10 protein-coding genes are annotated in these 15,129 nt (G+C 44.0%); 7 read left to right on the top strand and 3 right to left on the bottom strand.

Translation table 11 applies throughout. The features are described 5' to 3' along the window. The first annotated feature begins 88 nt into the window (after window positions 1–88). Genes QUB52_RS26790 through QUB52_RS26775 form a run of 4 tightly spaced genes read left to right on the top strand, consistent with a single transcriptional unit; the run spans window position 89 to window position 6,595 of the window. Window positions 89–1,930, top strand: coding sequence for an HsdM family class I SAM-dependent methyltransferase (locus tag QUB52_RS26790; RefSeq protein ID WP_332975356.1), 1,842 nt, complete (start codon window positions 89–91; stop codon window positions 1,928–1,930). Further along, on the top strand, window positions 1,927–2,070 hold the full coding sequence (locus QUB52_RS26785; protein ID WP_332975355.1) for a hypothetical protein: 144 nt from the start codon (window positions 1,927–1,929) through the stop codon (window positions 2,068–2,070). Before QUB52_RS26790 ends, QUB52_RS26785 begins: the two co-directional genes overlap by 4 nt. 16 nt (window positions 2,071–2,086) lie before the next feature. Beyond that, the gene (locus QUB52_RS26780) at window positions 2,087–3,358 is read left to right on the top strand and encodes a restriction endonuclease subunit S (protein ID WP_332975354.1); all 1,272 of its coding nucleotides are present in this window, start codon (window positions 2,087–2,089) and stop codon (window positions 3,356–3,358) included. Between the two features lie 3 nt (window positions 3,359–3,361). Next, window positions 3,362–6,595 carry a type I restriction enzyme subunit R domain-containing protein gene (locus tag QUB52_RS26775; RefSeq protein WP_332975353.1) on the top strand — a complete coding sequence of 1,078 codons (3,234 nt, stop codon included), beginning with the start codon at window positions 3,362–3,364 and terminating at the stop codon, window positions 6,593–6,595. Window positions 6,596–6,863: 268 nt separating this feature from the next. Here the strand turns inward: QUB52_RS26775 and QUB52_RS26770 are convergent, their stop codons facing one another. From QUB52_RS26770 to QUB52_RS26760, 3 genes are all read right to left on the bottom strand, one after another. Further along, window positions 6,864–8,036 (bottom strand): TRC40/GET3/ArsA family transport-energizing ATPase, encoded by a 1,173-nt coding sequence (locus tag QUB52_RS26770; protein WP_332975352.1) that lies wholly within the window; start codon window positions 8,034–8,036, stop codon window positions 6,864–6,866. A gap of 254 nt (window positions 8,037–8,290) precedes the next feature. Continuing rightward, the gene (locus tag QUB52_RS26765; RefSeq protein WP_332975351.1) at window positions 8,291–11,497 is read right to left on the bottom strand and encodes an efflux RND transporter permease subunit; all 3,207 of its coding nucleotides are present in this window, start codon (window positions 11,495–11,497) and stop codon (window positions 8,291–8,293) included. A 563-nt stretch (window positions 11,498–12,060) separates the two neighbouring features. Next, window positions 12,061–12,663, bottom strand: coding sequence for a thioredoxin family protein (locus QUB52_RS26760; protein ID WP_265236755.1), 603 nt, complete (start codon window positions 12,661–12,663; stop codon window positions 12,061–12,063). A 174-nt stretch (window positions 12,664–12,837) separates the two neighbouring features. On the opposite strand from QUB52_RS26760, the gene QUB52_RS26755 reads away from it, so the two are divergent. The 3 genes from QUB52_RS26755 to QUB52_RS26745 all read left to right on the top strand — a co-directional run. Then, complete coding sequence (locus QUB52_RS26755) at window positions 12,838–13,242, top strand: NIL domain-containing protein (protein WP_265236753.1); 405 nt, start codon at window positions 12,838–12,840, stop codon at window positions 13,240–13,242. Between the two features lie 60 nt (window positions 13,243–13,302). Beyond that, a complete protein-coding gene (locus tag QUB52_RS26750; protein ID WP_265236751.1) occupies window positions 13,303–13,752 on the top strand; it encodes a hypothetical protein in 450 nt (149 codons plus the stop codon). Window positions 13,753–13,954: 202 nt separating this feature from the next. Beyond that, a partial coding sequence (locus QUB52_RS26745; RefSeq protein WP_332975350.1) for an RNA-guided endonuclease InsQ/TnpB family protein occupies window positions 13,955–15,129 on the top strand: 1,175 nt, incomplete at its 3' end.

The raw sequence follows: 15,129 nt of genomic DNA, 5'->3' as shown, positions 1-15,129 counted from the left end.
CATCTTTATTTGGCAATTTTACTAGCTTTTTCATTTTAACCCTTTTTTGGCATACTCGCCAAAGTGAGATGCACCCTCCCCAGACGAGTTGATCGAGCTAATCCAGGACAAGGGGCAGGGCTATAACGCCTATATTTTTGAGAAGAACCAAACGCTGAAGGATATCTGCCAGAACGATAAATCCTTTGATATTGATTTTGAGGGATACCTGCGGGGCTTTGACGGGGAAACAAAAGATTTGCTGGGGGTAGATGCGACTGAGGGTGAGAAGTTTCTGGATATCAAAGGGGTGATTGCTAAGCTCAAGGCGAAAAAGGTGCTATTGGGCTATACGAAGGAGTGGAGCGGCATTGACCTCAAACCGTTTGATAATTCGGCAATTACGACCCTAGAAGAACATATTAAACGCCGCTGGGCCGATATTTCAGCGGAGACGGCGGGGGAACAGTACACGCCCGATGATGTGATCGCGCTGATTGCGGAGATTATTGCTTCTAAGATTGAAGATTCCGATCGCCTGCTGAACATCTACGACTGCACCTGTGGTGGTGGTAACTTGTTATTTGGGGTAGAAGACCGGATTAAAGCGAAGGTTCAGCGGCTGACTCAAACCTTTGGCCAAGACTGGAATGATGCACTTTACGCCCTCGCTAAGATCGAAAGTCGGTTTCGGGTGGATTCTAAAATCGAGCATGGCAACACGCTGACGGATGACAAGTTCTATAACCATGAGTTTGATGTGGTGACGGCTAACCCGCCCTATGGCGTGAGTTGGAAAGGCTACCAGAAGGACATCACCAACGACAAGACGCAGCGATTTAAGTATCTGCCGTCAATTTCCGATGGTCAGTTGTTGTTTATGCAGCACCTAATATCGAAGATGACTAGCAATGGTATGGGTGTGGTGGTTCATAATGGTTCGACGCTGTTTAGTGGGGATGCGGGTTCGGCTGAAAGTAATATTCGTAAATGGATGTTGGATTCTGATATTGTAGAAGCGGTAATTCAGTTACCGACGGATGAGTTTTTTAATACGGGAATTTACACTTATCTTTGGGTTTTGAATAAGCATAAATCGCCAAAATGTCGGGATAAGGTGATGTTGATTAATGCTAGTGAGAAGTTTAAACCACTCAAGAAAAGTAAAGGCTCGAAGCGGAAGGAGATAGATGAGGTAAGCCGCTTGGAGATTGTGGAGACTTTGGCGCAGTTTGTGGATAATGACTATGGGCGGGTGTTTGATCAGGAGTTTTTCTATTTTAACAAACAGGGAATTATGCTGACGAATGTTGATGAGCAGGGTAAAACGTTTGCTAGTCATTTGAAAGGAGGTAAAACTAGCGAGAAGTTATTGCCGTTGAAGTTGGATAATGGGGAAAGAACGTTAACAGAATTTACGATCGCTAAGTATGATTCGGCGCTGTTTGGCTCGTTGGCTGAGGCTTTTGAGCAGGATATTAAGCCGTTTGTTGCTTCTCTGGATTATAAGGAACAGCGGTTAAAGGTGATGACGAATCAGGCTTTATATTGGTTTGATGCCGATCGCGAAACGCTGATTAAGGAGGCTTTGGGTAAGCAGGAAGCTTTGGGATGTGGCAAAATTGTGGTGAAGGCGGCGTTTAAAAAGGAGACGAAAACTCAGGCAGAAAAAATTGAAATTACGGTGGAATTAATGCCGGATTATCAGAAGGATTATGAAATTATTCCTTTCCATCGGGATAATGTGGCGAATCGGGCGGGGATTGAGGCTTTTATGGCAAAGTATATTACGAAGCCGTTTGAGTATTTAGAAAATGTGGTGGGGGTGGAGATTAATTTTAATAAGGTGTTTTATAAACCGGAAAAGTTGCGAGATGTAGCCACAATTTTAAATGAAATCGCAGATATTGATCAGGAGTTAAAGGCTATTGAGGATGGGTTAGCATTATGAAAATCGAACGTTATCAGGCTTATAAAGATAGTGATGTTTTGGATTGGTTTGAGGCTCAAGGCGATCGCGCAAAGCTTCAGATGGCGATCGCGTTAAAGATTTATGCTGACGCGCATAAGGCTTATTTAATTGAAAATTAATACGGGAGAATTAACAATGAATAATTATAAATTATCAATTAAAAAATATCCATTGTATAAGAATAGTGAGGTTGAATGGTTGGGTGATGTGCCTGAGCATTGGACAATACAACGTATTAAAAACCTATCATTCCTTCAAAGCGGAAATAATATTACTTCAGAACAAATAGAAGAGGAAGGAGAATATCCTGTCTATGGTGGTAATGGATTGCGAGGGTATTTTTCAAGAAATACTAATGAAGGATGTCATATTCTCATAGGTCGTCAAGGTGCTTTGTGCGGAAATATTAACTATGCTTTTGGTAAATTTTGGGCAACAGAACACGCGGTTGTAGTTTATTTACGGCAGTCAATTAATGTCAAATGGTATGGAGAAATACTGAGGGTTATGAACCTGAATCAATACTCTTTGTCTTCTGCTCAACCTGGTTTGTCAGTTGATAGAATCAAAAGATTATTGTTGCCTGTTCCCCCTTTCCCTGAACAAGAAACGATCGCCAATTACCTCGATACCCAAACCGCCCAGCTCGATCGCAAAATTGACCTCCTCACCCAGAAAGCCACCCTATACCGTAACCTCAAGCAGTCTCTCATCAACGAAACCGTAACACGCGGGCTTGATAAAACTGTGCCGATGAAGGATAGCGCGATCGAGTGGTTAGGCGAAGTCCCTGAACATTGGAAGATCACATTCTTAGTTAAAACTTTGTCTTCTCTTGTTGACTATAGAGGACGTACTCCAAGGAAAGTGAATAATGATGAAAATGGAATGCTCCTCGTAACAGCGAGAAATATTAAAAAGGGTCGTATTGATTACTCTTTATCTGAGGAGTTCGTTGATGTTGATGATGTTCAGTCACTTTTAAATAGAGGAAAACCTGAGATAGGTGATGTTTTATTTACAACAGAAGCTCCACTCGGTGAAGTTGCAAATGTTGATAGATTAGATTTTGCTCTCGCTCAGAGAATCATTAAATTCAGAGGAAAGAACAACACCCTTGATAATTATTTTATGAAGTATTGGTTAATGTCTTCTGTTTTTCAAGATAGCTTACAGCGTAATGCAACAGGGTCTACTGCTCTAGGTCTTAAAGGGAGCAAAGTTAGGCTGTTGAGTATAGTTCTCCCTCCAATTTCCGAACAAAAGGCAATAGCCGATTACCTCGACACCAAAACCGCCCAAATTGAGCAAATTATCCAAACCATCAACACCCAAATCGAAAAACTCAAAGAACTCCGAAAAACCCTAATTAACGATGTCGTCACAGGAAAAATAAAGGTAGTCTGACCTATGAGCGAACTAAACTTACAAAATAAATTCCTCATCCCATTTGTTCGGGAAGAGTTAGGCTACCAAGAAGTCAAAGCCAACACCGTCACCAATTCCCTAATTATCGAAGAAGACCTCCAAAGCTTCATCTCTACAACAGAACTCAATCAAAAGCCTTACGAAACCCTGCTTAAAAAATATAGCGGCAACACCCAAAAACTACTCACAGAACTGATCGAACTAATCCAAGAACGCATCGCCAGCAGCCGTAACATGGCACTTTTCATCAATGCCAATAAATCCGTCACTCTGCAAGGCATTAAGCTGCATCTATTCTACACCGATGACAGCGTAATCCACGATAGCAGCCTTTTTGCTCAAAACATCTTTTCTGTCGTCCAAGAACTGCCCTACAAATACCAATATCAGGGCAAACAAATCTTTTCCTTTCGCCCGGATCTGTGCTTCTTCGTCAACGGCATCTACTTCGGCTATAGCGAACTAAAATCCAACCTCAGCAACCAAACCGCCAGCAAAAATGGACGCGGCAAAGTCATCAAAGACTACTTTGAAGCCGTCAAAATCTATGCCGAAACCTTTGATAAACATCCTCTACTCAGCGACAAAGAAAAAGATAACTACCGCAAAGACTTCCTGAAAATCTTTGAAAAAGCTGTTCACATTACCAGTACCGATATTGGTGAAACCTACGTAATTCGCACAATTTCTGACTTTTTTGACGAAATTCTCACCACTTGCCGCGAAGGAAAATACGATCGCCAAGAGTGCGAAAAGAAAGCGATCAAAGTTTTCAAACCCTATCCCCTGATCAATCCCAACGCTGACAAAAAAGACAAACTCAAAGAACTCTTTACCACCCACTACGGCAAAAGCTTCATTGAAAAAGAAATCCTCTATTACAATTTCATCGAGCGCGATGTCTATGTAGTCAATGGCAAAAAGGAACTCAAAAACGAATTAGGGCTACTGATTTCACCCCGCCCCAAACAAAAATTTGGCACTGATAAAATTCTGGCTAAAATCGACGAGTTTTTAGAGCATGAAACCGAAGACGACTACTTCATTCACCAGCTAGAACAACAACTCGCCCATGTCTCCGCCGCCAAACGCGCAGAACTAATCGAAAAGCGCCAAGCCTACGATAATAACAAAAACGTCTATTCTCTGCTAATGCAATACGCCGCCGGTTTTGGCAAATCCAACATTATCGGCTGGACAGCCCTGCAACTCAAAGACCTGCGCCGCAATGGTCAATATGTTTATGACAAAATCATGATTGTAGTCGATCGCCTGCAACTCCGCAGCCAGATCGATGCCAAAATGCTCAATATGAACATCGACAACCGAATGTACATTGAGGCGCACAATAAAAGAACTTTCCAAGAAGCCCTTAAGTCTGACACTCGCCTAGTCATCGTCAACCTGCAAAAGTTTGGATCTGTGCGCGAAATCCTCGACGCGGACACCCTGCAAAAACTCGCCCAATTCCGCATCGTTTTTTTAATTATTGACGAGATCCACCGTTCCAACAGTGGCGACCAACATGAAGAAATGGTGAATATCTTTGACGAACTACAAACCCCCTTTGACGACTCGAAACAATACAACCGGTTCCCGACGAAAAAAAACCTGATTGTCGGTTTCACGGCCACCCCGGACGATCGCACCCTGGCCCGTTTTGGTGAATTCAGCGGCTATGCGGAAAGCGAAAAGCTCTGGGTGCCCTTCGACTCCTACACGATGAAAGAAGCCATTGAAGACGGCTTTATTCTGAACCCCCTCAAAAATATTGTCCCCGTCGCCTCAAAAATGCTGTTTGATCTGCCCAGCAACGAGCTAGAGGGCTTTGAGGAAGCTAATTACAAAGACGTTGACAAAAAGAATATCTACGAAAATCGCGATCGAATTGATGCGATCGGCTGCTACATTGCCGATTTGCTGGTCAAAGATGTCTATCGGCAGATCCGAGGCACGGGCAAGGCCATGTTAGCGGTATATTCGATTAAAGGGGCGATCGTCTACAAACAGGCTGTTACCAAACATTTCAACGAACTGGTCAAACAACCCAAATATGCCCACTATGCCAACGCTCCCATCTATGTTATCTATTCCAGCAACCAAGATGAACAAAGCGCCACAGGGCTAAACGATGGACTCACCGAAGAAAAAGTCTTAGAAAATTTTGCCCTCAAGAAAAACGGCTTAATTATCGTCGTCGCCAAGCTGCAAACCGGCTTTGACGAAAAAAGGCTACACACCCTATTCCTAGACAAAGAAATCAAAGGAATTGCAGCCATTCAAGCCATCTCACGAGTCAACCGCACCACCAAATATAAAAATGATTGCAAAATCGTTGATTTTTCTTATAACAACGTCAATGTACAAAATATTAAAGATGCCTTCGAGCATTTCTCAGATGTTGTTGTGAGTGATTTTGACCCATTTAGCGATCGGCGGGTGCTAGAAATTCTATTTACTGAACTGAAAAGCTCGGATGTTTACAGCAAATTTTTTGAAGTCTTTCTCCGAATCTTTAAGGAGGACGCAAAGCGCAACAATCCTCAAAGCTATCTCGACTTAGAAAGCAGTATTGAGAAGTATATCAGTGCCAATCCAAAACATACTGCTGATGCCAAAGCCAAAGCTGCTCAATATTTTACCATCCTTAATGGGATTGAATATGTTATCACACTAGATGAAAAATATAGCGAACTTACTTTTATAGATTTTTGGCGATTATTCAACACCATTTACAGCAGACTATATCGCACTGATGAGCTCAAAGATGCGATCGAGGTCTATTTCGATAATCAAATTGGTATTATCGAGGTTGAAATCCAAGAGTCTGAGCCAAAGAAAAAGAAAGTAACTGAGGTAGCTCAAGGCAAAGAACTTAGCACAAAAGTTTACCAATTTGACGTTCTAGCTATCATTGATGCCCGAAACGATCAGGAAGATTTGAAAGGCGAAAAAATTCGTGAATTTGCAGCTAAAATCAGCGATTTCTTTGCTGATATCCGAAAATGCAATGATGACGGCAAACGATTAATTGTCAAGATCAAATCTAATGTCCCCGAAGATGAAATTTACGAAGATTTTGCTAAGATTTATCGAAGATACAAAATACGAAATCGAAAAACTGTTGGGGATTATTTTTTCAAAGAAATAGAAGATTTAGTGAATAAGCTTTGCGATGATTTTGAGGTTACTGTGCGTAATACCAATCCTTCATGAGGCTGCATAGAATCCGATCCCCCCTAACCCCCCTTAGTAAGGGGGGACAAGATTCCGATCAAAGTCCCCCTTTTGAAGGGGGATTTAGGGGGATCGAGATATGTGCAACTACCCATTAAATTGGTATTAGCACAACGGCATTGCCGCATCCTCTTGATTAATACCAATTTTAAAAAAGAATGCAACAGTATTCTTGTTCCCCCCCTTTGCAAGGGGGGGCTAGGGGGGGTCGAAGAGTGTTGCACGATTTTAGAAAATTGGTATAACATCAAGCAAACTTGATTTTCAAATAATCATCCTCCATCTTCGCCCCCGAAGGTTGCAGCGCCGCTAAAGCTTGCGGCAAAACCATATTGCGGCGGTGATTCCCAATCCGAACATTCAACTCATCTCCCGTTTTCGTCAACTGAATCTGATCCTTAGCAATTCCCGGCAAATACAATTCGAGAACATATTGATTATTGTCCTGCACAATTCTAATCGTATTTTCTGTGTAATAAACCTTGCTGGGGTCTTCATCTGCATAAAGCGTTTCTTTCAAGCGTTCCAAAGCTGGCAAACCGCACATTTCCTCGGAATAAAGCGGCACTTCTTTTACAGGAAGCGGCCGAAAATTTTCGTGGATTTCTTGACGGTACTTCTCCTGGCTTTCTTTCCAACGCTTGAAAAATGGATCGGTTACTTCTTCGGGAATAATTCGATTAGCTACGATTAAATCTGTAGCAACATTGTACAAACTCAAATAGGCATGAGCGCGCAAAGATTCTTTAATTACCATTTTTTCAGGATTCGTAACTAACCTTACCGAAGTCACAGTATTATCAGTTAAAATCTTTTCCAAAGCTTCGATTTGTTCGTAAAATTCGTAAGGTGCATCCATCACCTCTTTGTCGGGCAAAGAAAATCCCGCAAGTGGTCTAAAAAACGGTTCAACTAAAGGTCTGAGGGCAACAGATATACCTTGCAATGGTTTGTAAAATTTTCTCATGTACCAGCCGCCAACTTCCGGCAAACTTAGCAATCGCAATGCTGTGCCGGTGGGTGCGGAATCGATAATTAAAACATCATAAATTCCCTCGTCGTAATGGCGTTTCATCCGCACTAAACCAAATATTTCGTCCATTCCCGGCAAAATGGCTAATTCTTCAGCTTGCACGCCATCAAGTCCCTGCGCTCTCAAAACGTCACTAATGTAGCGTTTGACTGCTCCCCAGTTGCCTTCTAATTCCCTGAGAGCGTCCAATTCTGCTCCCCACAAATTGGGTTTGACCAGTCGAGCGTCGTGTCCGAGTTCCATGTCGAAGCTGTCGGCCAAGGAATGGGCGGGATCTGTGCTCAGCACTAGGGTTTTGTATCCCAATTCGGCGCAGCGCAGCCCTGTAGCAGCGGCTACGGAGGTTTTGCCGACGCCGCCTTTTCCGGTCATTAAGATTAAGCGCATTGATTGTTTAGCTCGCCTGCAAGTTCTGTTTACTTTTTCTATTGTAACGGAATGTAACTTTATGAGACTGAGACAAGAAAATATCAGGCCGTGGGGTGCTGGTGGGGCGTCGGCTGGCGTGGCTGGGGTGTCGCTTAAACGCTTGAAATATGGTAGAGGCGATGATAAATCTTGTGAGTTTCCTCGTCCGACAGGGGTTTAAACCCCCGCCAGACTCCAGGAAACCGCCCGTAAATCAACGAGGCTATGATCAATCAATTCGTAGTCTTTCCCCCCGCCTTGTGCACGGGAATAGCCACTGTCTGCGACTTCTTCGCTGAAAACATCCCAAAGAAATCGTGCAGCAAAATATAAAAACACGGAATGATAAACAGCGTCAGCAGCGTCGCTAGGGACAAACCGGAAAACACCACAACCCCCAAAGGTTGCAAAAACTCTGAGCCCTCTCCAATTCCCAAAGCTAGCGGAAATAAACCCAAAACTGTGGTGATAGTTGTCATCAAAATTGGCCGCAAACGTTGAGGTGCAGCCCTGAGAATTGCTGTCGCGCGATCGACCTTTTCGTCTTCCAGAATTTGGTTTGCCAGTTCCACCATAATAATCGCATTGTTTACCACAATCCCCACCAGCAAAATCGCCCCCACAATCACCGTCGCGCCGATCGCAGTTTTAGTCACATACAGCCCCAAAATCCCGCCAGCCAAAGCCAGAGGAACCGTCAACATAATCACCAGCGGATCGACAAGCGAATTGTACTGCACCGCCATCACCACAAATACCAAAAACGCCGCCAAAGAGCCTAAAATAATCAGCGAACTTTGCAATTCCCGGTTAGTTTCCGCCGCCGAACTCGGAATCACTCGCACTCCCGGCGGCAATTTGATGTCCGCCAAAACAGCATCCACTTGTTTCAAAGCATCCCCCAAACTCGCACCCTTATTAATATTCCCAGCAATCAAGAAAACTTGGCGCTGGTTGAGTCTTTGAATTTCTCCCGGTGCTTTTCCCACCTCAATACTCGCCACGTCGCCCAAGCGAATGCGAGCGTTATTCCTCGCAGTTAAAGGGATAAATTTTAGTTCAGAAATTGACTGGATAGAAGCGCGATCGAACTGTACCCGCACATCAACCAAACGGTTTCCCCGCTGCAACTGCGTGGGAACAGCACCTTGAATTGCTGTCTGAATAGTTTCTCCAATTTCCCTCGCACTCAACCCGTAGATTTCCGCTTGTTCCCAATTCGGGCGAATTTGCACTTCCGGTTGCGGCGGATCGGTATCCGGGCGAAAGCTGGCTAACTTTACCTTCTTTTCCAAAGTCTCCAAAATGTCGCGGCCAGCTTGCAGCAATACCTGCTCGTTTTCGCCCTGAAGCATAACATCAACCTCCGCACCGCGCACCGGAGAATTAGTCAAAACCAAACCGCGCACATTTTCAGGAATCAGTCGCAACCGAGTTCCTTTAGGTATATTAACTTTCTTCAATTCTTGATTAACTTTTTCCACAAAAGCTAAAGTATCGCTGCCTGCTTTTAGTGTAATATTGCTGCCACCGCGCAGCAAATTCTCGCTCGTAGTAGTGCCGAACAACAGCCCGCCCACCGTAGTCAAAGAGTATTCAGTTTCCGGCTGACTGAGTAGAATTTTATCGACTTCCGCCATCACTCTTTGATTGGTTGCCAAATTAGTACCTGCCGGAAACAAAGCAAATAATCTCGCTTGACCGGTACTAATTTGAGGTAAGATTTCCTGGGGAATTTGACCAGCCATCTGCCAACTGCCGCCGCCCAATATAACAATCGCCAGTACAACTACAATTAACCGCCACCGCACTATTCCTGATAAAAATTTCCCGTAGCCGGCGGTAGCATTGGTAAAAGATCGGTTGAATGCTTGCAGCGGCCAAAAGTTGCTCAAACCGCTGGATACGGGCAATGCTAGCAGTCGAGAAGCCATCATCGGTACAACAGTTAATCCGACAATCAAAGACGCGGCGACTGAAAAAGTGATGGTGAGAATTAGCTCGTTAAACAGCAGGGAAACTAAGCCGCCGATCAGCAAAAATGGCAGTACGGCAACTAAGTTAGTAATAGTGGAGGCAAATAAAGCTGATTCTAATTCTTGGCTGCTATTTTCTGCTTGCTGGATCAACTGTTTGTTACTTAATCCCTGGTTTTTATGATTGCTAGTTCCTTCGACAATATTTTCCAACATAACGATCGAGTTATCGACCACAATGCCCACACCGAGCGCCAAACCTCCTAAACTAAAGATATTCAGAGACAGATGAAAAAGCCCCATCAGGATAATCGCCATTAAAGTTGCGAGGGGAATTGCCAAGACAATAATAAAAGTCTGGCGCAGGGAAGCGAGGAACAACAAAACTGATGCACCAGCTAAAGCAGCCCCAGTCAAACCTGAAAATACGACGTTGCTGATAGAATCTCGGATGAATTTAGACTCATCTGAGGTAGTGACTATTGTGGTGCTTTCGGTGATTAATCCTGATTCTTTTAATTCTTCGAGTTTCTTTTTTATGCCATCTACAACTGTAATCGTGTTTGCGTCCGGCTGTTTTTGAATGCTGATTTTTACAGCGGGTTTTTGATTGAGAAATACTTTAACTCGTTCTTCTTCTGTCCCGTCAATTACTTTGGCGAAATCTCGTAAAAAAACTCGTTTTGGCGGAGTGGAACCAGATACTTGAAAGGAAATTTCTTGGATTTCTTTGGCACTCCGAAATCGTCCGACTGTACGGGTTAAAGGTTCTGCCGATTCTTGTCGCAGCCGCCCGCCGGAAGTATCGAGATTGCGGGCTTCGAGGGCGCTTAAAACATCGGAAATACTAACGCCTAAAGATTGCAAGCGATTTAAATCAATATTTACTTGAATTTCTTCTTGTACGCCGCCGGCAACGTCAACTGATGCTACTCCGGGAATTACGTTTAATTCTCGCGATAATTCTTCGTCGGCAAATACGCGCAAATCAACTCCTTGCAGGGAGTTGGAAGTGAGGGCAAATTCATAAACAGGTTGTTGGGAAGGGTCAGCTTTGAACAGCCTGGGGGCTTCAACATTGTCGGGAAGTCGGTTGCGGATGCGGTTGACGGCGGCGGTGGCATCGTTGAGGGCTTGGTCAATGTTGCCCCCAGGCTTGAAGAATAAATCGACGCTGACTTGTCCTTCGCGGGTGCGGGAAAATATTTGGATGACTCCTTCGGTGGCGGAAAGTCCTTGTTCGAGGGGGCGGGTAACTTCGTCAACTGCGACTTTTGGGGAGATTCCGGGGGCGTCTAGGCGCACGCCGATGCGGGGATAGGTGATGGAGGGTAGCAAGTCAACGGGCAGTTGGGTGATGTAGAAAAAGCCCACGACTATGATTGCGAGTGTCAACATCAGAGTACCGATGTGGCGGCGGATTGAGATGCCGCTAATGCTGAATCCGGGTTTGTCGGCGGTCATTGGATTTTAGGTTTTAGATTTTAGATTTTAGATTTTAGATTACTGCGTCAGTCAGCCTGCGAAGGAATGAGTCGGGGGGATTCCAACCAAGTTATTTGAATCGAGCTTTATTTTTTATCGGGAGCGATCGAGTATTGAGACTTCGCATTTTGCCATTATAATAAATTTTAATAAATTTTCAATAAAGTTTGTTAAATATTTCTTGAGAGGTAGTCGATCGCCCGCAATCAAAATTTGCTAAAGTTGCGATCGACTGATAACTGACAACTGGTATCATGTCCTGTCAATTAACCGCGATATCTCGGTCGGGGCGGGTTTTTGAGATTGTCAATTTTTGGCAAATATTGTTGGTGAACCCGCCCTTACCAGATTCGGGGTAATCGACCGGACAGAATAGACAAGATTGCAGAAATCTTCGAGTCATAGAGCAACCGCAGATATCGAGCAGATCAACACCGATTGACGCAGATGGTTTCAGGGTATTTTCGGATTTTTGCAATCTTGTTTAATATGTCAACTGTCAACTGTCAACTGTCAACTGTCAACTGTCAACTGTCAACTGACTACTGTACTTGACTGCCGTGGGCGCGCGGGTCGGAGCTACTTGTTTTCACAGGCCCTGTGGCGGGAGTAAAATCAGAAACTTGACCGGAAGCTTGCGAGTGCGGTATTGGTTTTTCTGCAATTAAAGCATCTAAATTATCTTCCATAATACTGCGTGGCATTTCGCCGATCGTTTCTGCAACGCTGCTGCCTTTATTGTTCAAGTAGACAAAGTGTGGAATGCTATCAACTCGATATTTGGTGATTTCTGGCAGCCATTTGTCGTTATCTACATTCAGCATGACAAAATTCAGCGGTTCGACGTATTTCTGTTTGATGGCGCTCAGATCGTTAGCCATTGCTTGACAGCTACCGCACCAATCAGCATAAAATTCCATGAGTGTCGGCTTGCCGTTTACTAAAGCTGTTTCTAGCGGTGCGGAGGCTTTTGCCATTTCGGTGAGACTACTTGATGGCGTTTGAGTTCGTAGTCCCACAAAGATAGATACTGAAAGGGCGATCGCAGCTAATACGATCAATAAGTTTCTGACGCGCGCGGCGACGTTTATTTCGGAATTTTTGGGTGTGGGGGCAGCAGTTGAGTTCGGCGAATTTAGACTCATAAAATAAATGGTGATTTTATTTTTATGTTTTTATTTTTAATAACAGATACAGATTATACCACATTTTGAGATAATCAGACCAATCTTATAAAAAAATTGGCTAATACCAGTAATTAGACCAAGTGCGTTAAAACTTAAGATCAGAAAGATTGTTTGTAAATTACCGAGGTCAAAGTGAAAAAACGGGTAACGCTGACGTTTCCCCAACGATCGATCCAAATGCCTGTCACCTATCGACTGGCAAAGGATTTTAATGTTGCAGCCAACATTATCCGCGCTCAGGTGGCTCCAAATCAAGTGGGCAAACTGGTGCTAGAGTTATCAGGGGACATTGACCAACTAGAAGCGGCGATCGACTGGATGCGATCGCAAAGCATCGGTGTTTCCCTAGCCAGCCGGGAAATACTCATTGATGAAGACATCTGCGTTCACTGCGGCTTGTGCACCGGGGTTTGCCCGACAGAAGCCTTGACCCTTGACCCAGAAAGCTTTAAACTAACGTTTGCTCGATCGCGCTGTATCGTCTGCGAGCAGTGCATCCCTACTTGTCCGGTGCAAGCTATTTCTACTAACCTCTAAAACCACCCATAATTTATCGGGATCATCTTTTTTAACTGGTTTCCCTAATCTTTTCATCAGATGAGAAAAAATTCTTGGCTTTCGCTCACTCTACTTTTTACTACTTATTTCATTTTTGGCTGGAAATTATCAGAGTTTGATATTCCTCCGCACCTGACTTGGTTTTTAGCCGTAGGTGCTATTTTAGTGTTAGCTATCGCCTTGTCGTTCCCGCTGAAGGACACAAAAAGATGGATTATGCGGTGGATTTCCAGTGATGTCGGGGCTTTTATTTCGATCATTTTAGGAGCTTTTTTGGCAGTTATAGTTGTTACCTGGATGCACCTATTTGTGACTGGTTTAGTCTTGACTTCAGCCGGAGCTTTGGCCAGACTCGATATTCAAATATTTGGTCACCAAAGATGGCGGACTTTTGTGATATTAGCTGCTGTTTCTCTGACTGGTGCGGGGTTGGGTGGAGCGATCGAGTTTTGGTCAAAAACGGGCAGATTGGGAATATTCCAAGGGTAATCAGGAATTGGTAATCGGGAATTGGTAATTGGGAATTTCTTTCCTCTTCCCTTTTCTTGCTGACCGGAAAACGAGACGCAAGCCCCTGGCTTTAGACACGGGGAAAAGTCGGCAGCGGTTTCAACCGCCTTCATTTTTGAGTTAGCCGGAATTTTAACATATGTACATTTTTCAATGGTTGTTTTACTGCTAAAATAGTTACATGAAACAACGATATCAATACCGCATATATCCAACTTCTGGGCAAGTTCGTAGCCTTGCTAAATTGTTTGGTTGCTGTCGGGTTGTATGGAACGATTCACTAGCATTCTGTAACTCATCAGACAAGCTACCCAGTAATGGGGATTTACAAAAGACCTTCATTACCCAAGCTAAAAAACTAGAACAGCGAGAATGGCTAGCGGAAGTGTCAAACATTCCACTACAACAATCGATTGCTGATTTAGGAGTAGCTTGGAAAAACTACTTTGATTCACTTAAAGGCAAAAGAAAAGGTCTGAAAGTACAGCGCCCCAAATTCAAGAAGCGTAACGGCAAACAGTCTGCACGGTTGAGGATAGGGGGTTTTTCTATCAAACACGGGAAAGTCTACCTTGCTAGGATTGGGCGAATCAAGGTTGTCTGGTCAAGGTATCTACCGTCTGCGCCAAGCTCAGTCACAATAATCAAAGACGCTGCGAATCGATACTTTGCTAGCTTTGTGGTTGAAGTTAATCCGGCAGTCTTGCCCGACAACGGACAATCTGTTGGTATAGATTTAGGTATTACCGACTTCGCTACTTTGAGTACAGGCGAAAAAGTAAAATCTCCCAAGCCACTCAAGAAGCATCTGAGGAAGCTTCGCTCATCACAGCGCAAGCTATCTAGAAAAAAGAAGGGAAGCAAGCGGAGGGAATTAGCACGCCGGAGAGTGGCAAAGATTCATGCCAAAATCTCCGACACCCGAAAAGATTTCCTACACAAGTTGAGTACCAGAATTATTCGTGAAAACCAAACGATAGTTTTGGAAGACCTTAACGTCTCCGGTATGATGAAAAACCGCAAATTATCTCGTGCTATTTCTGATTTGGGTTGGCGAAGTTTTCGGACAATGCTGGAAGCTAAATCGTCCATATATAGAAGAGATTTCATAGTAATCAGTCGCTGGGAACCAACCAGCCAACGATGTTCTTGCTGCGGACAAATTGGCGGTAAAAAAGAACTCTCGGTTCGCGAATGGACTTGCTTATTTTGCGGAGCTGTTCACGACCGAGATAAAAATGCGGCAATCAATATAAAAGTCGCGGGTGGATTGTCCGAGAGTGACATACTCCTACGCCAACTGAGTACAGTATGGCGTAGGCTTCTCAGTGACTCCAGCTATTGCTTCGGACATTG

Source organism: Microcoleus sp. A6-C6, assembly GCF_036705955.1.
GTDB lineage: Bacteria > Cyanobacteriota > Cyanobacteriia > Cyanobacteriales > Microcoleaceae > Microcoleus.
Note: the sequence above shows the minus strand (reverse complement) of the source record. Positions and strands in the feature narration are given on the sequence as shown.

What these genes read in the sequence shown, in the direction of transcription:
- QUB52_RS26785 (WP_332975355.1), top strand. Translation starts at nt 1,927, where the DNA reads ATGAAAATCGAACGTTATCAGGCTTATAAAGATAGTGATGTTTTGGAT.
- QUB52_RS26770 (WP_332975352.1), bottom strand. Translation starts at nt 8,036, where the DNA reads ATGCGCTTAATCTTAATGACCGGAAAAGGCGGCGTCGGCAAAACCTCC.
- QUB52_RS26775 (WP_332975353.1), top strand. Translation starts at nt 3,362, where the DNA reads ATGAGCGAACTAAACTTACAAAATAAATTCCTCATCCCATTTGTTCGG.
- QUB52_RS26760 (WP_265236755.1), bottom strand. Translation starts at nt 12,663, where the DNA reads ATGAGTCTAAATTCGCCGAACTCAACTGCTGCCCCCACACCCAAAAAT.
- QUB52_RS26750 (WP_265236751.1), top strand. Translation starts at nt 13,303, where the DNA reads ATGAGAAAAAATTCTTGGCTTTCGCTCACTCTACTTTTTACTACTTAT.
- QUB52_RS26780 (WP_332975354.1), top strand. Translation starts at nt 2,087, where the DNA reads ATGAATAATTATAAATTATCAATTAAAAAATATCCATTGTATAAGAAT.
- QUB52_RS26765 (WP_332975351.1), bottom strand. Translation starts at nt 11,497, where the DNA reads ATGACCGCCGACAAACCCGGATTCAGCATTAGCGGCATCTCAATCCGC.